At 59.6% G+C, this 24,089-nt stretch carries 18 protein-coding genes; 6 read left to right on the top strand and 12 right to left on the bottom strand.

From position 1 onward, the window contains the following. Window position 1: 1 nt before the first annotated feature. The 3 genes from ACXAH3_RS13510 to aspS form a co-directional block, all read right to left on the bottom strand. A complete protein-coding gene (locus tag ACXAH3_RS13510) occupies window positions 2–1,237 on the bottom strand; it encodes a DUF1501 domain-containing protein (protein ID WP_474862615.1) in 1,236 nt (411 codons plus the stop codon). Between the two features lie 14 nt (window positions 1,238–1,251). Further along, a complete protein-coding gene (locus ACXAH3_RS13505) occupies window positions 1,252–2,637 on the bottom strand; it encodes a DUF1800 domain-containing protein (RefSeq protein ID WP_474862614.1) in 1,386 nt (461 codons plus the stop codon). A 94-nt stretch (window positions 2,638–2,731) separates the two neighbouring features. After that, window positions 2,732–4,582, bottom strand: coding sequence for an aspartate--tRNA ligase (aspS, locus tag ACXAH3_RS13500; RefSeq protein WP_474862613.1), 1,851 nt, complete (start codon window positions 4,580–4,582; stop codon window positions 2,732–2,734). Between the two features lie 278 nt (window positions 4,583–4,860). Here aspS and carB point away from each other — a divergent pair, with 278 nt between their 5' ends. Both carB and ACXAH3_RS13490 read left to right on the top strand, forming a co-directional pair. Then, entirely contained in the window at window positions 4,861–8,130 is a 3,270-nt protein-coding gene (carB, locus tag ACXAH3_RS13495) for a carbamoyl-phosphate synthase large subunit (RefSeq protein ID WP_474862612.1), read from the top strand. A 122-nt stretch (window positions 8,131–8,252) separates the two neighbouring features. Beyond that, window positions 8,253–8,570 carry a hypothetical protein gene (locus tag ACXAH3_RS13490; RefSeq protein ID WP_474862611.1) on the top strand — a complete coding sequence of 106 codons (318 nt, stop codon included), beginning with the start codon at window positions 8,253–8,255 and terminating at the stop codon, window positions 8,568–8,570. 5 nt (window positions 8,571–8,575) lie between these two features. On the opposite strand, the gene ACXAH3_RS13485 is transcribed toward ACXAH3_RS13490, so the two are convergent. The 6 genes from ACXAH3_RS13485 to ACXAH3_RS13460 all read right to left on the bottom strand — a co-directional run bounded on the left by ACXAH3_RS13485 (window position 8,576) and on the right by ACXAH3_RS13460 (window position 13,819). After that, window positions 8,576–9,610, bottom strand: coding sequence for a fatty acid desaturase (locus ACXAH3_RS13485; RefSeq protein WP_474862610.1), 1,035 nt, complete (start codon window positions 9,608–9,610; stop codon window positions 8,576–8,578). A 108-nt stretch (window positions 9,611–9,718) separates the two neighbouring features. Further along, window positions 9,719–10,120, bottom strand: coding sequence for a DUF4864 domain-containing protein (locus tag ACXAH3_RS13480; RefSeq protein WP_474862609.1), 402 nt, complete (start codon window positions 10,118–10,120; stop codon window positions 9,719–9,721). 83 nt (window positions 10,121–10,203) lie between these two features. Beyond that, window positions 10,204–10,683: a hypothetical protein gene (locus ACXAH3_RS13475; RefSeq protein ID WP_474862608.1), complete on the bottom strand. Its 480-nt coding sequence runs from the start codon at window positions 10,681–10,683 to the stop codon at window positions 10,204–10,206. A gap of 67 nt (window positions 10,684–10,750) precedes the next feature. Then, window positions 10,751–12,145, bottom strand: a complete 1,395-nt coding sequence (gene rimO / locus ACXAH3_RS13470; protein WP_474862607.1) for a 30S ribosomal protein S12 methylthiotransferase RimO — start codon at window positions 12,143–12,145, stop codon at window positions 10,751–10,753. Window positions 12,146–12,250: 105 nt separating this feature from the next. Continuing rightward, window positions 12,251–12,835, bottom strand: coding sequence for a GcrA family cell cycle regulator (locus tag ACXAH3_RS13465; protein WP_474862606.1), 585 nt, complete (start codon window positions 12,833–12,835; stop codon window positions 12,251–12,253). 108 nt (window positions 12,836–12,943) lie between these two features. Beyond that, on the bottom strand, window positions 12,944–13,819 hold the full coding sequence (locus ACXAH3_RS13460) for a DMT family transporter (RefSeq protein WP_474862605.1): 876 nt from the start codon (window positions 13,817–13,819) through the stop codon (window positions 12,944–12,946). A gap of 244 nt (window positions 13,820–14,063) precedes the next feature. Between ACXAH3_RS13460 and ACXAH3_RS13455 the strand changes: the two genes are divergently transcribed. Continuing rightward, on the top strand, window positions 14,064–15,245 hold the full coding sequence (locus ACXAH3_RS13455) for an acetylornithine transaminase (protein WP_474862604.1): 1,182 nt from the start codon (window positions 14,064–14,066) through the stop codon (window positions 15,243–15,245). Beyond that, window positions 15,242–16,168: an ornithine carbamoyltransferase gene (gene argF, locus ACXAH3_RS13450; protein WP_474862603.1), complete on the top strand. Its 927-nt coding sequence runs from the start codon at window positions 15,242–15,244 to the stop codon at window positions 16,166–16,168. Before ACXAH3_RS13455 ends, argF begins: the two co-directional genes overlap by 4 nt. Before the next feature lie 68 nt (window positions 16,169–16,236). On the opposite strand, the gene ACXAH3_RS13445 is transcribed toward argF, so the two are convergent. The 3 genes from ACXAH3_RS13445 to hrpB all read right to left on the bottom strand — a co-directional run bounded on the left by ACXAH3_RS13445 (window position 16,237) and on the right by hrpB (window position 20,900). Then, window positions 16,237–17,718 (bottom strand): inorganic phosphate transporter, encoded by a 1,482-nt coding sequence (locus ACXAH3_RS13445; protein ID WP_474862602.1) that lies wholly within the window; start codon window positions 17,716–17,718, stop codon window positions 16,237–16,239. Between the two features lie 155 nt (window positions 17,719–17,873). Then, window positions 17,874–18,332, bottom strand: coding sequence for an NUDIX hydrolase (locus ACXAH3_RS13440; RefSeq protein ID WP_474862601.1), 459 nt, complete (start codon window positions 18,330–18,332; stop codon window positions 17,874–17,876). 114 nt (window positions 18,333–18,446) lie between these two features. Then, window positions 18,447–20,900 (bottom strand): ATP-dependent helicase HrpB, encoded by a 2,454-nt coding sequence (hrpB, locus tag ACXAH3_RS13435; protein ID WP_474862600.1) that lies wholly within the window; start codon window positions 20,898–20,900, stop codon window positions 18,447–18,449. 131 nt (window positions 20,901–21,031) lie between these two features. On the opposite strand from hrpB, the gene meaB reads away from it, so the two are divergent. Continuing rightward, the gene (meaB, locus tag ACXAH3_RS13430) at window positions 21,032–22,018 is read left to right on the top strand and encodes a methylmalonyl Co-A mutase-associated GTPase MeaB (protein WP_474862599.1); all 987 of its coding nucleotides are present in this window, start codon (window positions 21,032–21,034) and stop codon (window positions 22,016–22,018) included. A 185-nt stretch (window positions 22,019–22,203) separates the two neighbouring features. Further along, window positions 22,204–24,033 carry an ABC transporter ATP-binding protein gene (locus ACXAH3_RS13425; RefSeq protein ID WP_474862598.1) on the top strand — a complete coding sequence of 610 codons (1,830 nt, stop codon included), beginning with the start codon at window positions 22,204–22,206 and terminating at the stop codon, window positions 24,031–24,033. Window positions 24,034–24,089: the final 56 nt, after the last annotated feature.

The following is a 24,089-nucleotide window of genomic DNA, read 5'->3' as shown; positions in this document are numbered from 1 at the left end:
GTCAGGCGATGATGCCCGGCATCCCCGGTGACAGGTCCAACCCTGGGAAGATAGTACTTTCAATATCGGTCGGGGCAGCGCTGAACAGGCCCTGCATTGCCGCAGCTGCATAAAGGCGGATGTCGGCCGTGGGCATCAGGTCGCGGCGTTTGTACAAATTCTCTTCCGCCAGACCCGGCCAGTCGCCATAGATCGCACCGCCGCGCACTGCGCCACCGGCCATCACGACCGTGCCGCCGGTGCCGTGATCGGTGCCTTTGCTGCCGTTCTGACGCACGGTACGCCCGAATTCGGTCATGGCCAGCACAGTGGTTTTGCCCCAGACTGGCCCCAGCTCGGTCTTCAAGGTCATGATCGCGTCTTGCAGCTTCATGAGCGCCTGTTTGAAGTTCCGCGCTTGCCCCACATGCGTATCCCAACCGCCGATTGAAAACGACGCGATTCGCGTGTCCTGTTTCAGCATATCGGCGGTGAAGGATGCGATACCGGTCGTGCTGCCGTGTTCTTTCGCCATTTCCATCGCCTCGGACATCATCTTGGCGGGATCGCCTGCGGTGTCATCCGCCTCTAACAGAAGGTCCGGACGCAGCACATCAGCCAGATCAATCGCCTCGTCCAACGCGGACGAGAACAACGGATCGCCCTCATGCACCTTTGACATCAGAACGCGCGTAGCCTCGGACAAGGATAGTGTCACATCTGGCGACCAGCCCGACGTTTCTGCGCGCCCGCTGAGAATCAGAAGATCTTCGCGTCCCACCGCAAAGGCGGTTCGCAACTGTGCATCAGGCATGGTATGCACCAAGCGGTTCAGCCAGCCATCGCGGATGGCCCCGCCCATATCAACGCCCGCTTCCAGGATATCCTGCCCGTCAAAATGGCTGCGCTTGTCGCGATAGGGGGTGGAAACGGCCTGCCCAAAGGCCAGCTCTCCGGCGCGCCACAAACCATGCAGCTTGTCTGCCGCCGGGTGCAGCGCGTAAAAATCGTTCAGCGGAAGCTTTGGTTCGGCTGTGGACAGGTCCGGTCGAAGGCTTGCGAACAGCGGATCACCCACCGGGCGCACAAGGTCCAGCCCGTCCATGCCGCCGCGCAACACGATCACCACCAGCCGGTGATCGCCAGGAGTGGCGGCCAAGCTGACCGGTGTAACCAATGGGCTTGCAGCCAGCGAACAGCCCAGAATGCCTGCGTTCTTCAGAAAACCGCGCCGGGAAAGGGATGTGTGTTTTGTCATGGTGTCTCTCCTTCTCAGCGACGTTGAAACTCGGGCGAGGACAGGATGATTCCGACCCCTTCCCATCGCGTTTCAGCCGCGCGGGCGGCAAACTGGGTTGTCTCGGTAGCGCGACCGTCCAAGGCCGTTTGCACCAGATCGCGAGGATCGGGCAGCGGGGCATCAAGGGATGACGGGGCCGAGACCGCCCACTGAATGCGCGCCGCCAAGCCCTGCGGCGTGATCCAATGCGCGGCGTCTTCCGGCCAGCCATCTGGCCCGCCCGGGCTTTCCCAAGGTTGGCCCATCAGTTTCAGGGGCGCGTAGAACAGCAGATTACGCTCTTTCCGTTTCATGGCGCTTAGCGTGTCCGCTGGAATGCCCATCGCGCGTACCGCAGAGACCACGAAGTCAAACGGTTGCTTCACCTTCATCTGTGCGGATACCCAAGCGGCGGGATGGTTCAGCAAGGTCTCGTACAAGGCCATCAGATCGCCATCGCTTTCCGTAAAGCTAACCGCCAGCGCGTCGACCAAGTCCGGGTCAGGCGCGTCCGACACAAAATGCGAGGCCAATTTCGTTGCGATATAGCGCGCTGTGTCCGGGTGGCGCGCGATGTCGTCCAGCGCTTCAAATATATCTTCGACGCGTGGTTTTTGTCGGCCATAGGGTTTGCCCAAAACCGTTTCGGGCCCGGGATTGCCTTTCCCAGGGCGGAAATTATATCGACCATCTTTCCCAAGCGAGAAACCTGCCAAAAGGTTTGCAAAGGCGCGCACATCGTCCTGAGTGTAAGCGCCGTCTACACCTAATGTGTGCAGTTCAAGGATCTCGCGTGCGAGGTTTTCGTTCAGGCTGCGTTTGCCCTGCATCGCTTGCTTGCTGCCTTCCCCGGCCGAGGCAAACTGATCCAAATAGTGCAGCATCACCGGATGGGTGCTGCTGGCGCGCAGCATATCGGCAAAGCGACCGTTTACATGCGGGCGCACGACATCCTCGGGGAAGGTCGAGGCGAGGCTTTTGAAGCTGGGTCCTTTGCCGACAACGGTGAAATGGTCGGTCCAGAACCGCACTAGCCGTTCACGAAACGCGTCTTCAGCAGTGGCACAGCGGTTCACTGCGGCCAGAAACCACCGATCGCGTTGCCGGTTCATATACTGGTATTTATCCTTGCGGGCGGCTTTCGCAACGTCGAACTCTGGCCCACCCTTTCGACGCGTTCTAACCACGTCCTTGGTCATCTGTTGGATTTCTTGCACGTCGCCATAGACGTCCAGAAAGCTTGCTATGGGGAAGCGATCCGCTTGCACATCCGGGCCGCGCAGCTTGCCCAGCATTTCCGCGACGGATGTCGGCGCAGGCAGACCTGGCCGCGGCCCGAAGCCAAATCGGTTTTGTGCAACGATTGAGTCAAATGACATAAATTTCTCCTGGCACCAGACTTGCCCGTCAAAGATGTGCGGGCAAGTCAGTTTATGCCAGGGGAATTATTGTTATGCGATGACAGTGGTCAAATCACTCTTGCGGAATGACCCGCAGGTGCAGTTCGCGCAGCTGTTCGTTCATTGGCTCGCTTGGCGCGTTCATCATCAGGTCTTCGGCGCGCTGGTTCATCGGGAACATCATCACTTCGCGGATGTTTTCCTGATCGGCCAGCAGCATCACGATGCGGTCGACACCAGCGGCACAACCACCGTGGGGCGGTGCGCCATATTGGAAAGCGTTGACCAAGGCACCGAAACGTTTCTCGACCTCATCCTTGCCGTAACCCGCCAGTTCAAACGCCTTGAACATGATTTCCGGCTTGTGGTTCCGGATCGCACCCGACACCAGTTCATAGCCGTTACAGGCCAAGTCGTACTGATAGCCCAGAACGTCCAAAGGATCGCCCGACAGCGCCTCCATCCCGCCTTGCGGCATCGAGAACGGGTTGTGTTCAAAGTCGATCTTGCCGGTTTCTTCGTCGGCTTCATAGATCGGGAAATCCACGATCCAAGCGAACGCAAAGCGGTCTTTGTCGGTCAGGCCTAGTTCGTCACCGATGACGGCGCGGGCACGGCCTGCGACGGCCTCGAACGCTTTCGGTTTGCCGCCTAGGAAGAAGGCGGCGTCACCCACGCCCAGACCCAGTTGCTGGCGGATGGCTTCGGTGCGTTCGGGACCAATGTTCTTGGCTAGCGGACCGGCGGCTTCCATACCGCCTTCGACCTCGCCGGATTTCAGTTTGGCTTGGGCTTCTTTGACGGTGATGCCCAACTCTTGCGCCACACCATCGGCGGTCTTTTCGCGCCAGAAGATGTAACCCATGCCGGGCAGCCCTTCTTGCTGGGCGAATTTGTTCATCCGGTCACAGAACTTGCGCGAGCCGCCTTTCGGGGCCGGGATCGCACGGATCTCGGTGCCTTCGTTTTCCAGCAGTTTCGCAAAGATTGCAAAGCCCGAGCCGCGGAAGTGATCCGAAACGATCTGCATTTTGATCGGGTTGCGCAGGTCCGGCTTGTCGGTGCCGTACCACAGCGCTGCGTCTTTATAGGAAATCTGCGGCCAGTCCTGATCAACTTTGCGGCCACCGCCAAATTCTTCGAACACACCTTTCAAAACCGGCTCGATCGTGTCGAACACGTCTTGCTGCTCGACAAAGGACATCTCCATGTCCAGCTGATAGAAATCAGTGGGCGAGCGGTCAGCGCGCGGATCTTCGTCGCGGAAGCACGGTGCGATCTGGAAGTACTTGTCGAAGCCAGCAACCATCATCAGCTGTTTGAACTGCTGAGGGGCTTGAGGCAGAGCATAAAACTTGCCCGGATGCAGACGCGACGGCACCAGGAAGTCACGGGCACCTTCAGGCGACGAGGCTGTGATGATCGGTGTTTGGTATTCGCGGAAATCCGCGTCCCACATCCGCTTGCGCATCGACGCCACAACGTCCGAGCGCAGCTTCATGTTTTCCTGCATCACCTCACGGCGCAGATCCAAGAAGCGGTACTTCAGGCGGGTCTCTTCTGGGTATTCCTGATCGCCGAAAACGATCAGCGGCAGCTCGCCGGCGTCGCCCAGAATTTCCAGATCGCGGACGAAAACCTCGACCTCGCCGGTCGGGATCTTGTCGTTCACCAGTTCGGCATCACGCGCTTTGACGTTGCCGTCGATGCGGATACACCATTCCGAGCGGACCTTCTCCATCTCGGCAAAGACCGGGCTGTCGGGATCACACAGAACCTGCGTCACGCCATAATGGTCGCGCAGGTCGATGAACAGGATGCCGCCATGATCGCGGACCCGATGGACCCAGCCCGAAAGGCGGACGGTCTCACCGACATTGGATTTGTTCAGTTCAGCACAAGTGTGGCTGCGATAGGCGTGCATGTCAGGCTCCCACGAGCGGTTCTATAATCTCGGGCCGATACACCTGCCTTGGCGGACAAAGTCAAGGCGCAGCAACACCAATGGCGCAAAAGAGCCCCTACAACGTGCAGTTTTCTCGGCCATCGACGCGTGATACAAGAGAATCCAGCCTGAACCCGCGACAAAGTCAGGTTCCGCGCAATGAGGGCTTGCAGAAACCCCTCTGGTGTCTATAACCCACGACAATTTGCGTGCGGTTGGGATTCTCGCGCGTGTCCAGTCTGCCGATGGGGGTTACCATGCCGAAAAGAACCGATATCAACTCGATCATGATCATCGGCGCGGGGCCCATTATCATTGGGCAGGCCTGTGAATTTGACTATTCCGGTGCACAAGCTTGTAAGGCGCTGCGCGAAGAAGGTTACCGCGTTATTCTGGTGAACTCGAACCCGGCGACGATCATGACCGATCCGGGTCTGGCCGATGCGACCTATATCGAACCGATCACTGCCGACGTTGTTGCCAAGATCATCGAAAAAGAGCGCCCCGATGCGCTTCTGCCCACCATGGGCGGTCAGACCGGTCTGAACACAGCACTGGAACTGGATGATCTGGGGGTTCTGGATAAGTTCAACGTCGAGCTGATCGGCGCCAAGCGCGACGCCATTGAAATGGCTGAAGACCGCAAACTGTTCCGCGAAGCGATGGACCGTCTGGGCATCGAAAACCCCCGCGCGACCATCGTGACAGCCCCGACCAACGAAAAGGGTCACGCTGATCTGGATGCTGGTGTAAAGATGGCGCTGGAAACACTGGATGAAATCGGTTTGCCCGCGATTATCCGCCCTGCCTTTACCTTGGGCGGCACCGGTGGTGGTGTGGCGTATAACCGCGAGGAATACGAACACTACTGCCGCACCGGTATGGATGCCTCGCCGGTGAACCAGATCCTTGTGGATGAAAGCCTGCTTGGCTGGAAGGAATACGAGATGGAGGTGGTGCGCGACACTGCCGACAATGCCATCATCGTTTGCTCCATCGAAAACGTGGACCCGATGGGCGTGCACACGGGCGACTCGATCACCGTCGCACCCGCGCTGACGCTGACCGACAAAGAATACCAGCTGATGCGCACGCACTCGATCAACGTCCTGCGTGAGATCGGTGTGGAAACTGGTGGCTCGAACGTACAGTGGGCCGTGAATCCGGAAGATGGCCGGATGGTGGTCATCGAAATGAACCCGCGCGTGTCGCGCTCGTCCGCGCTGGCGTCGAAAGCCACCGGTTTCCCGATCGCCAAGATCGCCGCGAAACTGGCCGTTGGTTATACGCTGGACGAATTGGATAACGACATCACCAAGGTCACGCCCGCCAGCTTCGAGCCGACCATCGACTATGTCGTCACTAAGATCCCACGCTTTGCCTTCGAAAAGTTCCCCGGCGCCAAGCCCGAGCTGACCACCGCGATGAAATCGGTGGGCGAGGTCATGTCGATCGGCCGCACCATCCATGAAAGCCTGCAAAAGGCCTTGGCGTCGATGGAAACTGGCCTGACCGGTTTTGACGAGATCGAGATCGAAGGCGCCCCGGAAGAGGCCGCCATCGTCAAAGCCATCTCGGAACAGCGCCCCGACCGCATCCTGAAAATCGCGCAAGCCATGCGCTTTGGCATGTCGAATGCGGACATCCAGCGCGTGACCTCGTTTGATCCGTGGTTCCTTGATCGCATCCGCGAGATCGTGGACGCCGAAGCCGTGGTTCGTGAAAACGGTCTGCCGCAAGACGAAGCCGGTTTGCGCAAGCTGAAGATGCTGGGCTTTACCGATGCCCGTCTGGCGACTCTGTCGGGCCGCACCGAAAAAGACGTGCGCGCCGTGCGCCGGAATGCAGGCGTGAACGCCGTGTTCAAACGGATCGACACCTGCGCCGCCGAGTTCGAGGCGCAAACGCCTTATATGTATTCGACCTATGAAGCCCCGATGATGGGCGAGGTTGAATGCGAAGCGCGTCCTTCGGATCGCAAAAAGGTCGTCATTCTGGGCGGTGGTCCGAACCGGATCGGGCAGGGGATCGAGTTTGATTACTGCTGCTGCCACGCCTGTTTCGCGCTGACGGACGCGGGTTACGAGACCATCATGGTCAACTGTAACCCCGAAACTGTGTCGACTGACTATGACACCTCGGACCGTCTGTATTTCGAGCCGCTGACCTTCGAGCACGTGATGGAAATCCTGTCGAAAGAGCTGGAAAACGGCACGCTGCACGGCGTTATCGTTCAGTTCGGTGGGCAGACGCCTCTGAAGCTGGCCAATGCGCTGGAGGCCGAGGGCATTCCGATCCTGGGCACCACGCCCGACGCCATCGACCTTGCCGAAGACCGCGAGCGGTTCCAGGATCTGGTCAACAAGCTGGGCCTGAAACAGCCGAAAAACGGCATCGCCTCGACCGACGAACAAGCGCTTGAAATTGCAGAAGAGATCGGTTTCCCGCTGGTGATCCGCCCGTCTTACGTTCTGGGTGGCCGCGCGATGGAGATCGTACGCGATATGGGCCAGTTGAAGCGCTATATCGCTGAAGCTGTTGTCGTTTCGGGCGATAGCCCGGTTCTGCTGGACAGCTATCTGGCGGGCGCGATCGAGGTTGACGTGGACGCGCTGTGTGACGGCGAAACCGTCCACGTTGCAGGCATCATGCAGCACATTGAGGAAGCTGGCGTTCACTCGGGCGATTCGGGCTGTTCCTTGCCGCCTTACAGCCTGTCGGACGAGATCATCGCCGAGCTGCGCCGCCAATCGCACGCGTTGGCATTGGCCCTGAACGTGGTCGGGTTGATGAACGTCCAGTTCGCCGTAAAAGACGGTGAGATCTATCTGATCGAAGTGAACCCCCGCGCCTCGCGCACGGTACCTTTCGTGGCCAAGGCCGTTCTATCACCCATCGCATCCATTGCGGCGCGCGTCATGGCGGGCGAGAAGCTGGACGCCTTCGATCTGGTCAACCCGGAAATCGACACCTACGCGGTGAAAGAGGCTGTTCTGCCCTTCGCCCGTTTCCCGGGTGTGGACACAATCCTTGGCCCGGAAATGCGTTCGACCGGCGAGGTTATGGGCGCTGACAAGGACTTTGCCATGGCCTTCCTGAAGGCACAGCTGGGCGCTGGCACTATGCTGCCCACCGAAGGCACCGTGTTCCTGTCGATCAAGGATGGCGACAAGACCAACCAGTTGATCGAAACTGCACAGCTTCTGGCTGAACAAGGTTTCCGTATCATCGCCACCTCGGGCACCGCCAAGTTCTTGGCTGAAAACGGGGTCGAGGCTGATGTGGTTGCCAAGGCCTATGAACCGGGCCGTATGATCATCGACATCATGAAAGACGGCGAGGTGCATCTGGTCATGAACACGACCGAGGGCACGCAGTCCGTCAATGACAGCCGCGAAATGCGAAATGTCGCCCTGATGGACAAGATCCCATATTTCACCACGCTGGCAGGCAGCCACGCTGCTGCCCGCGCAATGAAAATCCGCGGCGAACGCGAGATCACGGTGAAGCCACTGCAAGACGCCTAAACGCTGGCAAACAAATCGATAAGGGCGCGGCATTTCCGCGCCCTTTTTTCGTGTTCTGGTGAAAACCTCACCCGATCCATGCCACTTGTGCTATAATTCCCAAAAATAGGAGGAGAGCAGTGATGAAACCCTTTGCCCCCATGATCGTACCTGTCGCTTTGGTTGGCCTTCTGGCTGGGTGCGAGGTGACGAACCCGACCACCACACCCACGACCAATGTCACCGACCTGCCGCTGATGGGTGGCTATCGCAATCCCGCGGATGAATGCGAGAAGCTGGGCGAGAACGAGCTGACAGTGAATTATCTGGATCACACCGCTGATCTTGTCGGCTGCCCGGAAGACTATGAAGGTCTGGGTGTGTTCCAAGCCGACACCGGCGGCGTCGAGGTCGCGCGCATCGACGGATGGGTTCTGTTCAGCGTCCCAAGCGGGATTTAAGCGCTTTATCCGTAAAGCCGCTGCGCTTGCGCGAAGGACAGCAGCTTCCTGCTTTCCTCGTCCCACAGGTGCAGCCGCACGCTGGCTAGACTTTCACGGATCGTCATCCGGTTGACGGTCGACAGATACTCGTGATCTTTCAGCACTTCGGTCAGGCGATAGAACGGGATCCGGCTGTGCAGGTGATGTACGTGGTGGATCCCGATATTGGCACTGAACCATTGCAGGATGGCAGGCATCACATAATGCGAGCTGCCATGCAGTGCTGAATCATGCAGCTGCCAGTCTTCCTCGACATTCCAGTGTGTCTCTTCGAACTGGTGCTGGATATAGAACAACCACATACCAGCCGTGGCCGCCAGCAAGGTGGTCGGTAGGAAGATCAGCAATACGGGCATCAGCCCTCCAAAATACCAGATCAACACAAGCGCGGCGATGATGACCACGTTTGTTCCCATGGCGCTGACCCAGTACTTTGCAGCGTTCATCAACCCGAAGGGCAGGCGGTTTTGCAGCAGGAACAGATATCCGGGGGCAAAGCCAAATAACGTGATCGGGTTGCGATAGATCCGGTACTGGAATTTTCGCAGCGGTGACAGCGCGTTGTATTCCGTCACAGTCAGGGTCATGATGTCCCCGATCCCACGCTTGCCCAGATTGCCGGCCGAGTTATGGTGGATCGAATGGGTGCGTTTCCAAACGTCATATGGCGTCAGCGTGACAACCCCGATAACCCGGCCCACCCAGTCGCTGACAGTCCGGCTTTTAAAAACCGAGCCATGGCCGCAATCATGCTGGATCGCGAACAAGCGCAACAGGAAGGCCGCGTTGAACAGCGCAATGGCAAGGCTAATCCACGGGTTGATCGACAGACAATACCACGCAAGCGCCCAAAGAAGCAGGAACGGCACCGCGCTGACGACCAGTTCGAACGTGCTGCGTCCAGTGCTGGGTTCGCGATACTTGGCCAGTGTTCTGACCCAATTGCGGGCTGTAAGGTCTTGATCGTTCGGAAGTGGAATACTTGAATGCTCTGTCATGGGCCTGCTTACGTGGTGTCAGGCAACTCGGATAGACCATTGGGGCAGCATAGCAAGAGAATTCTGGAGAATGTTGTGAACTCTCGTTTGGCGAGTGTGCACCAAAGCTCAGGCGCTCAGCCCGATTGGTTCGATCCGATACACGCCGTTTATCCGCCAATCTCCATCAATCGCGATCATTTCGTATGCGAACCAATGATCTTGTCCGGACTGATCCTGTATGCGCAGACGCTGAAGCGTGTAGCCGTCATTCATGATCTGATCGACATATTCGACCTCGGCCGGGTTTTGCACCATGGGATAGCCGTTCTGCACCATGGCGCCGAACGCCTCGGGCGAGCCAAAAAGCTGTTGAATGTTGGGCGAAGCATAAGAGAACGCGCGACTTGTATCTTGCGCCTCGAACGCGTCGATCTGGGACGCGATCACATCCTCGATGCTTTGATCCTGCGCGCCGGCAGGGGTTAGCATCAGCGCCAAGCCCAGCAGAAAAGATGCGGGAAACCTCATAGAACCACCTCCTTTATGAAGATGATTACGGAATGGGATGCGTTTCGGATCAGTTTACGAACCAGCCGTCACCGCCAGAGGCGTCAGTTGCAGGACCGGATACCCGTCCGGGTAATCTCTTCCCAGTTTTCGCCCAGCACTTCTTTGGCACGGATTGCGGTGTCGTATCCGGGGTCGCGCGGCGTCAGCATATGGACATACATATGCGACTCGTGTGCGCCTGACAGAAGCACCCTTTGATTTCCGAAATAGGCAAGGGTGCTGCCGTTGACCGAGTTGCCATAGACGTCGGCAGCCTCATAGGCGTCCGCGTCCGCGCGGTTCAAAACCGTCGCCTTGGTGCTATTGGCCTTCGACGCACCACGAATGACAAACCGCTCATGGCCGCGGCGCAGTGTTTCCACGGCTGCCAGCTCGACCTCGACCCGCGCCGCTGCTGCGGGACCACATCCTGCCGCCGAGGATGTGCGCAAAACAAACTGCTTTTGTAGGTCGTTGTTCGATTTGCATCCAGCGACCGTCGCCACGGTCAGGGCAAGTGCCAGTCCGGTAAGTAACTTCATTAGGGAACTGCTCCGAGTTTGTCCGGCTCCAATTTAGCCAAGCGTCTTAGTATCTCAAGTCCTAGGATCACGGCTTGAGCTGCCCCCACAGGTCATATTCACCCGCCTCGTCCACTTCGACCGATACGATATCCCCGACCGAAAGCCCGTCAGTGCCTTCGTCGATGAATAGGTTGCCGTCGATTTCGGGCGCGTCGGCCTTCGTGCGGCAGGTGGCGATGCCGTCTTCGTCGATATCGTCGACGATAACGTCCATCACTTGTCCGACTTTCGCGGCCAGTTTGGCTTCGGAAATTGCCTGCGCCTTTTCCATGAAGCGATCCCAACGGTCCTGTTTGATCTCGGCGGGAACGTGGTCGGGCAGATCGTTGGACCGTGCGCCATCGACGTTTTCGTATTGGAAGCAGCCGACGCGATCCAGTTGTGCCTCGTCCATCCAGTCCAGAAGGGTCTGGAATTCTGCCTCGGTCTCGCCGGGATAGCCAACGATGAAGGTCGAGCGCAGGGTGATGTCGGGGCAGGTCGCGCGCCATGCGGCGATTTCGTCCAGCGTCTTGGATGCGGCTGCCGGACGGGCCATGCGCTTCAGAACATCGGGGTGGGCATGCTGGAACGGAATGTCCAGATAGGGCAGGATCAGCCCTTCGGCCATCAGAGGGATCAGATTGCGCACATGCGGATAGGGATAGACATAGTGCAAACGGACCCACAGGTCTTTGCCTGCACCCAGCGCGCCAAGATCGCGCGCCAGATCGGTGATATGGGCACGATGCCCGCGCTCTTCCGCGTGTTTGATGTCGATGCCATAGGCCGAGGTGTCCTGTGAAATCACCAACAGTTCTTTCACGCCCGCGTCCACCAGCTTTCCAGCCTCGCGGATGACCGCATGGGCTGGGCGGCTGGCCAGTTTCCCGCGCATGTCTGGGATGATGCAGAATTTGCATTTGTGGTTACAGCCTTCCGAAATTTTCAGATAGCTGTAATGGCGCGGGGTCAAGCTGACGCCGGTGGCGGGTAGCAGGTCTACAAAGGGATCGGGGCTGGGCGGCACAGCACCGTGAACGGCGTCCAGAACCTGTTCGTATTGATGCGGGCCGGTCACGGCCAGGACGCTGGGATGAGTGCCACGGATATAGTCCTCTTCCGCGCCCAGACAGCCGGTGACGATCACTTTGCCGTTTTCGTTCAGAGCCTCTCCGATGGCTTCAAGGCTTTCGGCCTTGGCGCTGTCCAGAAACCCGCAGGTGTTCACGATCACCGCATCTGCGCCGGAGTAGTCGGGGCTGATCGCATAGCCTTCGGCCCGTAGGCGCGTCAAAATGCGCTCGCTGTCGACCAGCGCCTTGGGGCAGCCAAGGCTGACCATGCCCACAGTGGGCTGACCGTCGCGGACGGGGTCTTGAAAGCGGGCCTTTGGGGCAAGGTCGGGACGCAGATCTGGCGGATTGGCTGAATTGGTCATGGCGGGCCGTATAGCTAAAGCTGTGGGCTATGGAAAGAGCAGGGGGCAGGAATGCAAAAAGCGCGCCCGGTGGGACGCGCTTTCGACAAACTATGTAATGCGGGTTTACCGCTTGCGGTCGCGACGCGAGGACATAGGCTGGAACGCCACGCCGACATGGGCCTCGCAATAGGGTTTGCCTTGCTGCACGGGCAGACCGCAGAACCAGAAATCGTCGGTGGCCGGGTCGCCCACGGGCCATTTGCAGGTCTTTTCGGTCAGTTCCATCAGGTTCAGACGCTTGGCGCCTTTTTCCACTTCGCTGACCTTGGCCAAAGCCTCGGGGCTGATTTCATTTGCCGAAGGCTGCGGGGGCAGGGGTTGGCCTGCCGGAATGATCGCCTTGCGCGCAGGCGTCGCAGGCTTGGCTTCGGCCGCGGGAGCTGCAGCGGGTTTGGTAGCAGGCTCTGCCGCTTTCTTCGGGGCTGCCTTCGGTTTGGCCGCTGCCTTCGGTTTGGCGGCTGCCTTGGCTTTTTCAGCTGCAGGGGCTTTGCTGCCACCAGCCGAGCGGTTGGAAAGGCCTAGACGATGCACCTTGCCGATGACCGCATTGCGGGTCACACCACCCAGTTCCTTCGCGATGACCGAGGCCGATTGACCCTCGCCCCACATCTTTTTCAGGATTTCTACGCGCTCGTCGGTCCAGGACATGCTTTTTTCCCGTCTGCTGGGGGGTGACCGGTTCCGGTCAAGCCCCCTTTGAATTCACAAGCCCCTATACTAATCACCCGCGCGGCGGATACAAGCCAAGAAGCCGCTTTACTTGGCTTGTCGTCCTTCGCGCCAAGCCAGAATGGCGCCTCCTGCCACGATGACGCTTGCTCCAACCGCGCTAATCCAGCCCGGAACCACGCCGAACAGGCTGAAATCGTAAAGTGCTGCGAAGATCAGCGTGGCATAGGAAAATGGAACAATAAAGCTTGCATCCGCGCGCCGAAGGGCCTGGATGTAACATGCCTGCGCCGACGCCATCATAAAGCCAAGCGCCGCCAGGACCGCCCATTGCGCCGGCGTGGGGGCTTGCCACACGAACAGCACCGCGCAAGAGGCGATAGTCAAGCCGATGCCGTTGTTAATGACAAGGATCTGTAACGGAGCCTCGCGCCCCGTTAGGCGTTTGATGAAAATCGTCTCAAGACCCAAAAGAGCCGCAGCGCCGAGCGCCAGCAGGGCGGCGGGATCAAAGCTTGAAGCCCCGGGGCGGATCAATATCAATGCACCCGTCAATGCCATCGCGACTGAAAGCCAGCGCCATGGGCCAACACGTTCGCCCAGCAGCGGGATCGCCAGCAGCATCGCGAACACTGGATTCAGGAACGAGATCGCAGTGGCATCCGCCAGAGGTATCAGCGTGGCGGCGGCAAACATTAAGGTGACGCCGACAAAACCGGCTGCTGAACGGGCGACGTGCAGCTTCAGATTGGGGCGCTTAATACGCAGCTGTTGGATTAGGGCAAAGCTTCCGATGGCTAGGAACGCAAAGGTGAATCGCCCGTGGGTGATCTGAAAAGGATGCAATGGGTCGCCCAGCAGATCCTTCCCTGCCAGCTTCGCCATCAAGGTTGTGCCTGCGATGAACACAGTGGCCAGCAGCATAAAACCGACAGCAGATAAGGGAGAGTTGCGCGTTTCCATCCCTTCCCTCTACGCGTGCCGCCCCCAATTTAAAAGGCTGGACAGCACGGGCGCGATCCCCTATCCCGCCCTCATGATCAAACGCCTGCATATCGCTGAAACCCGACGCCGACGCACTCGCGCCTGACGTCCCGTTCGTTTGATCCTGCGCTATCGGCGCAACACCCCTTCAAAAACACCTGAAATTGTTGACTTGGCGTCGCCCATACGGCACCCAAAGGCTTCTTTTACAAAGGATACCGACATGATCCCGTCGCTTCTTCCCACCTATAACCGTGTAGACCTTGCTTTCGAGCGCGGCCAGGGCAGCTGGCTCGTCACGGATGGGGGCGAGCGATATTTGGATCTGGGCGCAGGCATCGCGGTGAACGCGTTGGGCCACGCCCATCCTGCGCTGGTCGAGGTGTTGGCAGAACAAGGTGCCAAGCTGTGGCATGTGTCGAACCTCTATACGATCCCCGAGCAGCAGACACTGGCCGACCAACTGGTCGATCTGACCTTCGCCGACACTGTGTTTTTCACGAACTCGGGCACCGAGGCGTGCGAGCTTGCGGTGAAAATGGCGCGGAAATACTGGTCGGACAAAGGCGAGGACCGCGCGCAGATCATTGGCTTTGACGGCTCGTTCCACGGGCGCTCGTCCGCAGGCATCGCCGCCGCAGGGGGCGAGAAACTGACCGCAGGTTTCGGCCCGCTTCTGCCCGGCTTCACCCATCTGCCATTTGGCGACCTTGACGGTCTAACCAGCGAGCTTGCCGAAGGTGACGTCGCCGCCGTGATCATCGAACCCGTACAAGGCGAGGGCGGTATTCGCCCCGTCCCGGATGACGAGTTGAAAGCCATCCGCGCCGCTTGTGATGACGCCGGTGCGCTTCTGATCTTCGACGAGGTGCAATGCGGCATGGGTCGGACTGGGAAACTGTTCGCGCACGAGTTCTCGGGCGTCACGCCTGACATTATGATGGTTGCCAAAGGCATCGGTGGGGGCTTCCCGCTGGGCGCTGTGCTGGCAACTGAAACGGCGGCAAGCGGTATGGTCGCAGGCACCCACGGGTCCACCTATGGCGGCAACCCGCTGGCCTGTGCCGTTGGCTCGAAAGTGACCGAGATTGTTGCAGATCCCGAGTTTCTGGCCGAGGTCAGCCGCAAGGCGGGCCTGTTCCGTCAGAAGCTGGAAGGCCTTGTTGCCGAACATCCCGATGTTTTTGAAAGCGTGCGCGGATCCGGCCTGATGCTGGGTCTGAAGTGTAAAGCAACCAACATGGACGTATTGGCGAAATGCTATGACGCGGGCGTTCTTTGCGTTCCCGCTGGCGACAACGTGCTGCGCATCCTGCCCGCACTAACCATCGAAGACGAAGATATTACCGAGGCGATCACTCGCCTTGAAACCGCCGCCAAAGCTGTAGAGGGCCAAAGCGCATGACACATTTTCTTGACATCAACGCCACTGAAACCGGCGATCTAAAATCCATCATCTCGGAAGCACACCGGATCAAGACCGCGCGTGCCGGGAAGACCAAGGGCGCGCTGGACGTCGAACGTCCCTTGGACGGCCATATGGTCGCGCTGATCTTTGAAAAGCCCTCGACCCGGACGCGCGTCAGCTTCGACGTGGGTGTGCGCCAAATGGGTGGGCAAACGATGGTTCTGTCAGGCTCCGAAATGCAGCTTGGGCATGGTGAAACTGTTGCGGATACCGCCAAAGTTCTGTCGCGCTATGTCGACATGATCATGATCCGGACATTCGAAGAGGCGACGCTTATGGAGATGGCAGAATACGCGGACGTGCCGGTGATCAACGGGCTGACCAATCGTTCGCACCCTTGCCAAATCATGGCCGACATCCTGACCTACGAGGAACATCGCGGATCCATCGAAGGCAAGAAAGTGGTTTGGGCTGGCGACGGCAACAATGTCTGCGCGTCGTTCCTGCATGCCGCTGGCCAGTTCGGCTTTGACCTGACGTTTACCGGTCCCGAGCCGCTGGACCCGGAAATGGGATTCGTTGAAGAGGCCCGCGCCAAGGGCTCGAAGGTCGAGATCGTGCGCGATCCGGTGAAAGCCGTCGAAGGCGCAGATCTTCTGGTGGCCGACACTTGGGTTTCAATGCATGATGCGCCGTCTGCCCGCGAACGTCGCCACAACCTGCTGCGCCCCTATCAGATCAATGATGAACTGATGGCGCACGCCAAGCCCGACGCGTTGTTCATGCATTGCCTGCCTGCCCACCGGGAAGAGGAAGTCACGAACTCGGTTATGGATGGTCCGCAATCAGTGATCTTTGACGAGGCCGAGAACCGCCTTCATGCACAGAAAGCCGTGATGCGCTGGTGCTTGGGGAAATAAGCAGCAATCCTACGCAATAGAAAAGGGCGCCTCAACGGGCGCCCTTTTTCGTTTCTATGTGCGCCTGACTACGCCACAATCGCGTTTAGCAGATAGAAGATCACAGCCGACATAATTGCGGCGGCGGGCACGGTGATTACCCATGCGGCCACGATGGTCATGAAATGCGAGCGGCGTACCAGTTTGCGGCGGCGGCGTTCCTCGGGCGCGATGCGCTTGGCCTCGGGGCGGGCAGCGCGCGATTTGCGCAGGCGGCGTTCCATGTGGAACTCGCGATAAAAGCCCACGCCGAAGACGCCACCGACGGCGATGTGGGTCGAGCTGACGGGCAGGCCCAGCCAGCTGGCGACGATCACGGTGATGGCTGCCGACAGCGCCACACAATAGGCGCGCATCGGGTTCAGTTTGGTGATCTGGCTGCCCACCATACGGATCAGTTTTGGGCCGAACAGCATCAGGCCAAAGCTGATGCCGAACGCACCGATCACCATGACCCATGTGGGAATAGTTACTTTGGCCGCGAAGTCTCCGACGCTTTCCACATGCACGATGGCGGCCAGCGGACCGACAGCGTTGGCTACGTCGTTGGCTCCGTGTGCGAAAGACAGTAAAGCGGCTGAAAAGATCAGCGGCAAAGCAAAAAGCGTTTTCAAAGATTTGGTGCGATTCTCAAGCCCTTCTGCCTGACGCGCAATCAGCGGTGCCGTAACCACATAGGCCACAGCACCTACGCCAGCGCCGATCAACAGCGCGGTGCCCAGATCAATCTTCACAATCCGCTTCAGGCCCTTGATCGAAAGGTAGGCGCCGAACGCGGCGGCCATGATCCCGATCAGGATCGGCACCCAGCGTTTGGCGGCAGCGATCTTATCTTCCTGATAGATGATTTTGTATTTGATCAGGGCAAGGAAGCAGGCCGCAATCACACCGCCCAGAACCGGCGAAATGACCCAGCTGGCCGCGATTTTTCCCATTGTGGGCCAGCTGACAGCCGCGAAACCAGCTGCCGCAATCCCCGCGCCCATGACGCCCCCCACGACCGAGTGCGTGGTCGAGACCGGAGCGCCGACCCATGTCGCAAGGTTCACCCACAAAGCGGATGAGATAAGCGCCGCCATCATTGCCCAGACAAACGTGCGCGAGTGTTCAAAACCCGATGGGTCAATAATGCCCTTAGAGATGGTCGACACCACGTCGCCCCCCGCCAGCAAAGCGCCCGCGCTTTCAAACAAGGCGGCAATCACGATGGCACCCCCCATGGTCAGTGCGTTCGCACCCACCGCAGGCCCCATGTTGTTGGCCACGTCATTTGCGCCGATGTTCAGCGCCATATACGCGCCAAACGCAGCCGCAATCACAACAACCAAAGACGTAGAAGTTTGGCCGAAGAACACCGCCGCACCTAAGGCTGCTATGACGATGAAGGCCAATGCCACACCCAGCCCTACCAGAGGACGAGCCACCAGTTGCGTGGCGTATTCCACTTGGGTGATCTTGTTCAGGTCTTTATCCAGCGTCTTCCACTGGTTGCCGCTGTTCTCGCCGCTCATGTCCTATCCTCGCAGGCTGCATTTTACACGGCTTTTACCGAACCGTTACAAATCAGCGCTCGCGCTATCGCGTCTAAGCCTTGATTGCAACAGATTCGAGCACACTGACAGCGTGTTTCGGATGGGTGTTTCAGATGAACAGGTTGAGAACGGGTTTAGAAATCCCGCAAGAGTTTACGCAGGCCCTTTTCGTCGACCATCCCGGCAGCTTCCTCGGGCGAGACCCATTTGCGGGTGCGTTGATCGGCTTCGGGGAAGTCGCTTTTCAGCGTTTCGACCTTCAATGGAAAAACCGAGGCAGAACAGAGGGCCAACCCACCGCCGTCTAACTCTTTCGGATAGCTGTATTCACCAATCGGCGCGCGATCCAGCTGGCCCTTCTTGACGCCGGCTTCTTCCCACGCTTCCTGTGCGGCGGCTTCGGCGTCATTTTTGCCTTCCATTGGCCATCCCTTGGGCAGGATCCAACGGCCCGTCCCACGCGATGTCACAAGCAGAACTTCCTTGTCTTCACCCTGACCACGATAACACAGCGCCGCAACCTGCGGACGGCTGGGGCGTTTCAGCATAGGGGATAGGACTTCGTTCCAAGCCTGTTTCAAAAGCGATGACATAATGTGCCTGTGCGGTTTTGCTCAACTCATTTTTATTACAGTGTTAAATAATTAAATTTTCCTGGAATGCAAGTAAACGGGTCGTGAAACGTCGATTTCGCGCCTTTTTGGCTACTATTTACCACGTGGTTTTGCGCGAAGTGTCGGGTCCGCGACGGTCGGATCTTCGGGCCACGGATGCTTGGGATAGCGCCCGCGCATATCCTTGCGCACATCGGAGTAGCTGGTGGCCCAGAAGTTCGGAATGTCCGTTGTGGTCTGCACAGGACGGCGGGCAGGCGAAAGAAGCGTCACGCGCAAGGGCGTCTTTCCCACCATCGGATGGCGGGTGACGCCGAACATCTCTTGCAGGCGCAAGCTGATTTCGGGCGTGTCGCCGGAATAGTCGATGGGGGTCTTGTGACCAAGTGGCGTGATGAAATGTGCAGGTGCTTCGGTATCCAGACGCGAAATCTGGTTCCAGTTCAGCATGGCGAGCAAGGCTTCGAGGATATCAAACTTTTTCCAGTCTGCGGTGGTTTTGATGCCTGTTAGATGCGGCAACAGCCAGTCGTCTAGCGTGTCAATCAAGGAGGGCTCGGTCATATCGGGCAAGCTGTCCCCTCCCGCCCGCACCAGCTCGACCCGCGCGATGAACCGCTTGGCCGCGTCTGAGGGTCGCAGCCCCAAGTCGCGCACCCCGTCCAGCATGGCTGCTGCCACCGCATCGGCAGGCGCATCTTTCCAGATCCGGTCATCCAGTACCACTGCGCCCAGACATTCCTGCCGCCTCGCCACCACGCGCCCGTCGCGTTTGGACCACGCACAACTGTCAACCCAGCGGATCTGATCTTCAAACAGTTCGCGCAACTCGCCTTCGCTGATTTGGATTGCCTGCCGCACACGCGCCTCGCGCGGGTTCCCATCTGTGTCGGTGATCACCAGCAAACGCGATCCGGCCAACACATCGCCCTCGTCCATGACTGCCCCTTTGCCGCCGGACATCACGAAGCGAGGGATGTCACCGGGACGCCGAAGCGCCACCCGGTCGGGATAGGCCAAAGCCGCCATCTGCGCGGGGCTGAGATCCGGGCGCGCATTCCCCGCCATCCGGCGCAGACGTTTGGCCTCGGTACGGATACGTTCAACGCCACCTCGGTTCGCCTGAATGCGCCGTTTGGCGACAAAGCCCTTTGGGTCGCGGATTGCCTCAAGCCGCAAGGTCAGATCCATCGCAGTGCCACGGGGCAGGGGATCCCGATCGCTCCACAGCGCCGCCAGATCGGCAGCGTCAGGTCCCGAGGCCAGCAGCATGTGACCCAGACGGGGATGCAACGGCAGGCGTGCTAGTTTCGCCCCGTGCTCTGTGATCCGCCCGGCATCATCCAACGCCCCAAGCCCACGCAGCAGAGCCTGCGCTTCGGCCAGCACACCCGCATTAGGCGGCGTTAGAAAAGCCAGCCCATCCCCATCCGGACTGCCCCATCCGGCCAACTCCAACGCCAAGGGGGCAAGGTCTGCGGTTTCAATTTCGGCGGGCGCGAAGGGCGGCATTCCACCGTCTTCGCCTTTGGTCCACAGCCGGTAACAAGTGCCGGGGGCGACGCGCCCTGCACGACCCCGCCGCTGCTCGGCTTCGGCCTTAGACACGCGTTCGGTCACCAATCGGGACATGCCTGACCCCGGATCGAACCGAGCGCGCCGCGCCTGTCCCGCATCCACCACCACGCGGATGTCCTGAATGGTCAGCGAGGTCTCGGCAATCGCGGTCGCCAGCACGATCTTGCGGCCAACCTTCGCGGGCTGAATCGCCGCGCGCTGGGCGGCGAAATCCATCGCGCCGAAAAGCGTGTGCAGGTGGCAGCCGCTGGGCAGTCGACCCTTCAGTGCGCCCTCGCAACGCCGGATTTCGCCCTCGCCGGGCAGGAAGACCAGCACGCCGCCCTCGGTTTCACCCAGCGCGGTTAGCACCAGATCGGCAGTCGCTTCTGGCAGCCGCGTGCCTTTCGCCAAGGGGCGGTCAAGATGCCGTGTTTCAACCGGAAAGGCCCGCCCCTCGGACCGCACAATAGGCGCATTGTCCAACAGACGCGCGACTGGATCCGCGTCCAACGTCGCCGACATGACGACCAACTTCAAGTCATCGCGCAGCGCGCCCATCGCTTCCCATGTCAGGGCCAACCCAAGGTCCGCGTTCAAAGATCGCTCGTGAAATTCGTCAAAAATCACCGCGCCTACACCCTCAAGCGAGGGGTCCGATTGCAGCATCCGCGTCAGGATGCCCTCGGTCACGACCTCGATCCGGGTGGATTTCGACACTTTCGCCTCGCCGCGAATGCGATAGCCCACTGTTTCGCCCGCTCGTTCGCCCAAAGTCTGCGCCATGCGTTCGGCGGCTCCGCGTGCGGCCAGCCTGCGCGGCTCTAACATGATCAGCCGCCCGTCAAACGCGCTGGCCTTGAGCATTTCCAGAGGCACCACCGTGGTCTTACCTGCACCCGGAGGCGCCATCAGCACCGCGCGACCCGCTTCGCGCAAAGCGGCCAGCAGATCGGGGATCGCGTCATGGATGGGCAGCAGGTCCGTCATCCCGCCCTTATCCGACGCCCCGCGCGCCGGGTCCAGCCCGGATCACCGCATGCGCGGGCGCTAACATGCGGCTGACCTCTGGACAGGGGCGCAGCGGCGCGGCATGAACTAACCCGAATAACGGAGGCACCATGGACATTCAGAACCTGGCTAAACGAGTGATTGCCGGCGAACGCCGTGCCTTGGCGCGCGCCATTACGCTGGTCGAAAGCGGCCGCGCCGATCATCGCGCGCAGGCGCTTGAGCTTCTGGAAGCGACCGCGCCTGAAAAACGCCAAGCCCTGCGCATCGGGCTGTCTGGCACTCCCGGCGTGGGCAAGTCGACCTTTATCGAAGCTTTCGGCATGTTCCTGATCGAAAAGGGGCTGAAAGTGGCGGTACTGGCCGTCGACCCCAGCTCGGCCCGTTCCGGCGGGTCCATCCTTGGCGACAAGACCCGCATGGAAAGCCTAAGCCGTCAGAAAAATGCGTTTATCCGCCCCTCGCCCTCGCAGGCACAAATGGGCGGCGTGGCCCGCCGTACCCGCGAGGCTGTGGCGCTGTGCGAAGCGGCTGGATTTGACATCGTACTGATCGAAACCGTAGGCGTCGGCCAGTCCGAAACCATGGTCGCCGAAATGTCCGACCTGTTCCTTCTGCTGTTGGCCCCTGCCGGTGGCGATGAGTTGCAGGGCGTGAAGCGCGGCATCATGGAGATCGCCGACCTGATCCTTGTGAACAAAGCAGACGGCCCGCTGAAAGAGACCGCCATGCGCACCTGTGCGGATTATGCGGGTGCGCTGCGGCTGTTGCGCAAGCGTGTCTATGATCCCAAAGGGTTCCCCAAGGCGCTAATGGTGTCCGCCGTCACTCAAGACGGTTTGCCCGAGGCGTGGGAGACGATGGAGGAGCTGGTCGCATGGCGGCGCGAGCATGGGCACTGGGAAAAGCGCCGTGCCGCGCAGGCCCGTCACTGGTTCGAAGAAGACCTGCGTATCGGTCTTTTGTCAGCACTGGAAACGGGCAACGCGCGCGCGCGGATTGACACGCTGGGCGGGCAGGTGGCGGCAGGTGAACTGTCAGCCTCGCGTGCTGCAGACGAGATGCTGGCCTTTCTAAAACTGGCATCTGACAGCTGAATTCTACTGCTCTGCCATCGGGGGTTGATTGGCGCTAACGGCTGGGTTAGCGTAACCTCGAAACATGCAGGAGAATGCAGGATGAAGCAGTTCAGGACCCCACCGCGACTCTAGACGCTGGTCCTGTTGGGCTGTCGTCAGCCCCGACTATCCTTTGTATTTCCCTTTGGCGCATGGAGCGCATCATGTTTCGGTTGTTCGAAAATCTTATCGACCCTTTCCGTCCCTCGCCGGATGAAACGCCGCCTGCTACGCTGTGGGCCTATCTGAAAACGCAGTATGACGGTTTCGGAAAGCTTATGTCGTTTATGGCCGTGTCGGGCGTAATCGTCGCTTTGATCGAAACCAGTCTGATCTTCTATTCCGGCCGGGTGATCGACCTGATGGATGGCAGCGACACTGGAAGCTTTTTCGCCTCCCACGGGATAGAGCTGCTGCTCGCCGCCCTTTTCATCTTGTTCCTGCGCCCTGCGGCCATCGGCCTGAACCACCTGCTGCTGGAACAAACCCTCGTCGGCAACCTGCATGATCAGGTCCGCTGGCGTGCCCACAAACACCTGCTGGGACAAAGCATGGGCTTTTTCCAGAACGACTTTGCCGGGCGGTTGTCCAATCGCGTTATGCAGCTGGGCGGCGCGGTCGAGGATGGTACGTATATGGCCTTTGAAGGCATCTGGTACGCGCTGACCTATGTGATCGCAGCGGCCCTAATCCTCAGCCAAATTGATCCGCGACTGGCGGCACCGCTGCTGATTTGGCTGGTGCTTTACGTGATTTACACCCGCTGGGTCGCGCTGCGAGTGGCGTCCGCATCGGAAAAATGGTCCGATGCGCGGTCGCTTCTATCGGGGCGGATCGTGGATGCCTATGCCAATATCGAAAGCGTTAAACTGTTCAGTCAGGGCGAAAGCGAGGAACGCTATGTGCTGTCGGCCCTCAAACGCCACCGCCTGCGCTTCCAGCGTTTCCTGCGCCTGATGACGGAACTCAGCTTCGGCCTGAATGTGCTGAACGGGTTGCTGATCACCGGGGTTCTCGGCACCTCGATCTGGTTCTGGACCCGTGGAGTCGTAACGGTGGGCGAGGTTGCTGCGGCCTCGGCCCTGACCATCCGCCTCAACGGCATGTCCGGCTGGATCATGTGGGTCACAGTGCGCCTGTTTGAACATGCGGGCGTGATCCGTGAAGGGCTGCGCTCGATTTCGGTCGAGCACGAGGTGACGGATGCCCCGAACGCGCCCGCACTGTCCCTGACCAAGGGCGAGATCCTGTTTGACGGGCTAACCCATCACTATGGCAAAGGCTCGGGCGGGTTGGACAATGTTACCCTGTCGGTGCATCCGGGCGAAAAGGTCGGGCTGGTTGGGCGTTCCGGCGCTGGAAAGTCGAGCCTTGTGAACCTGCTGCTGCGTTTCCGCGATCCCGAGGGCGGGCGCATCCTGATTGACGGTCAGGACGTGGCAGGGGTCACCCAAGACAGCCTGCGCGCTCAGATCGGTATGGTGACGCAAGACAGTTCTCTGCTGCATCGATCCGTACGGGCCAACCTTCTTTATGGCCGTCCCTCGGCCACTGAAGCCGAGATGATCGCCGCCGCCGAACGCGCCGAGGCGCACGCCTTCATCCAGTCGCTGGAAGACCCAAAAGGGCGCACCGGCTATGATGCCCATGTGGGCGAGCGCGGCGTGAAACTGTCTGGGGGTCAGCGCCAACGTATCGCCATCGCTCGTGTGATGCTGAAGAATGCGCCCATTCTGGTGCTGGACGAGGCGACATCGGCGCTCGACAGTGAAGTCGAGGCCGCGATCCAGAAAACACTCTATGGTATGATGGAAGGTAAAACCGTCATCGCCATCGCGCACCGCCTGTCGACCATCGCCCAGATGGACCGCATTGTCGTGCTGGATCAGGGCCGGGTGATCGAAGACGGCAGCCATGACGAACTTCTGGCCGCCAAGGGCACCTATGCCGGGCTTTGGGATCGCCAATCCGGCGGTTTTCTGGCCGACGAGTAAACAATTGCAGCGGGGCGGAAAATTCCTGCCCCGCTGCGCCGCGACTCACTTGACGT

It is taken from the genome of Aliiroseovarius sp. ABM4_368 (assembly GCF_056161205.1).
The sequence above is the reverse complement of the archived record's forward strand: the minus strand, read 5'-3'. Positions and strand labels throughout refer to the sequence as shown.

Bases quoted from the DNA above. Each gene is read 5' to 3' on its own strand.
- ACXAH3_RS13445 (WP_474862602.1), bottom strand. From the start codon at position 17,718: ATGAGCGGCGAGAACAGCGGCAACCAGTGGAAGACGCTGGATAAAGAC.
- ACXAH3_RS13510 (WP_474862615.1), bottom strand. From the start codon at position 1,237: ATGACAAAACACACATCCCTTTCCCGGCGCGGTTTTCTGAAGAACGCA.
- aspS (WP_474862613.1), bottom strand. From the start codon at position 4,582: ATGCACGCCTATCGCAGCCACACTTGTGCTGAACTGAACAAATCCAAT.
- rimO (WP_474862607.1), bottom strand. From the start codon at position 12,145: ATGACCAATTCAGCCAATCCGCCAGATCTGCGTCCCGACCTTGCCCCA.
- meaB (WP_474862599.1), top strand. From the start codon at position 21,032: ATGGACATTCAGAACCTGGCTAAACGAGTGATTGCCGGCGAACGCCGT.
- carB (WP_474862612.1), top strand. From the start codon at position 4,861: ATGCCGAAAAGAACCGATATCAACTCGATCATGATCATCGGCGCGGGG.
- ACXAH3_RS13485 (WP_474862610.1), bottom strand. From the start codon at position 9,610: ATGACAGAGCATTCAAGTATTCCACTTCCGAACGATCAAGACCTTACA.
- ACXAH3_RS13440 (WP_474862601.1), bottom strand. From the start codon at position 18,332: ATGTCATCGCTTTTGAAACAGGCTTGGAACGAAGTCCTATCCCCTATG.
- ACXAH3_RS13460 (WP_474862605.1), bottom strand. From the start codon at position 13,819: ATGGAAACGCGCAACTCTCCCTTATCTGCTGTCGGTTTTATGCTGCTG.
- ACXAH3_RS13505 (WP_474862614.1), bottom strand. From the start codon at position 2,637: ATGTCATTTGACTCAATCGTTGCACAAAACCGATTTGGCTTCGGGCCG.
- ACXAH3_RS13475 (WP_474862608.1), bottom strand. From the start codon at position 10,683: ATGAAGTTACTTACCGGACTGGCACTTGCCCTGACCGTGGCGACGGTC.
- ACXAH3_RS13425 (WP_474862598.1), top strand. From the start codon at position 22,204: ATGTTTCGGTTGTTCGAAAATCTTATCGACCCTTTCCGTCCCTCGCCG.
- ACXAH3_RS13455 (WP_474862604.1), top strand. From the start codon at position 14,064: ATGATCCCGTCGCTTCTTCCCACCTATAACCGTGTAGACCTTGCTTTC.
- ACXAH3_RS13490 (WP_474862611.1), top strand. From the start codon at position 8,253: ATGAAACCCTTTGCCCCCATGATCGTACCTGTCGCTTTGGTTGGCCTT.
- ACXAH3_RS13465 (WP_474862606.1), bottom strand. From the start codon at position 12,835: ATGTCCTGGACCGACGAGCGCGTAGAAATCCTGAAAAAGATGTGGGGC.
- ACXAH3_RS13480 (WP_474862609.1), bottom strand. From the start codon at position 10,120: ATGAGGTTTCCCGCATCTTTTCTGCTGGGCTTGGCGCTGATGCTAACC.
- hrpB (WP_474862600.1), bottom strand. From the start codon at position 20,900: ATGACGGACCTGCTGCCCATCCATGACGCGATCCCCGATCTGCTGGCC.
- argF (WP_474862603.1), top strand. From the start codon at position 15,242: ATGACACATTTTCTTGACATCAACGCCACTGAAACCGGCGATCTAAAA.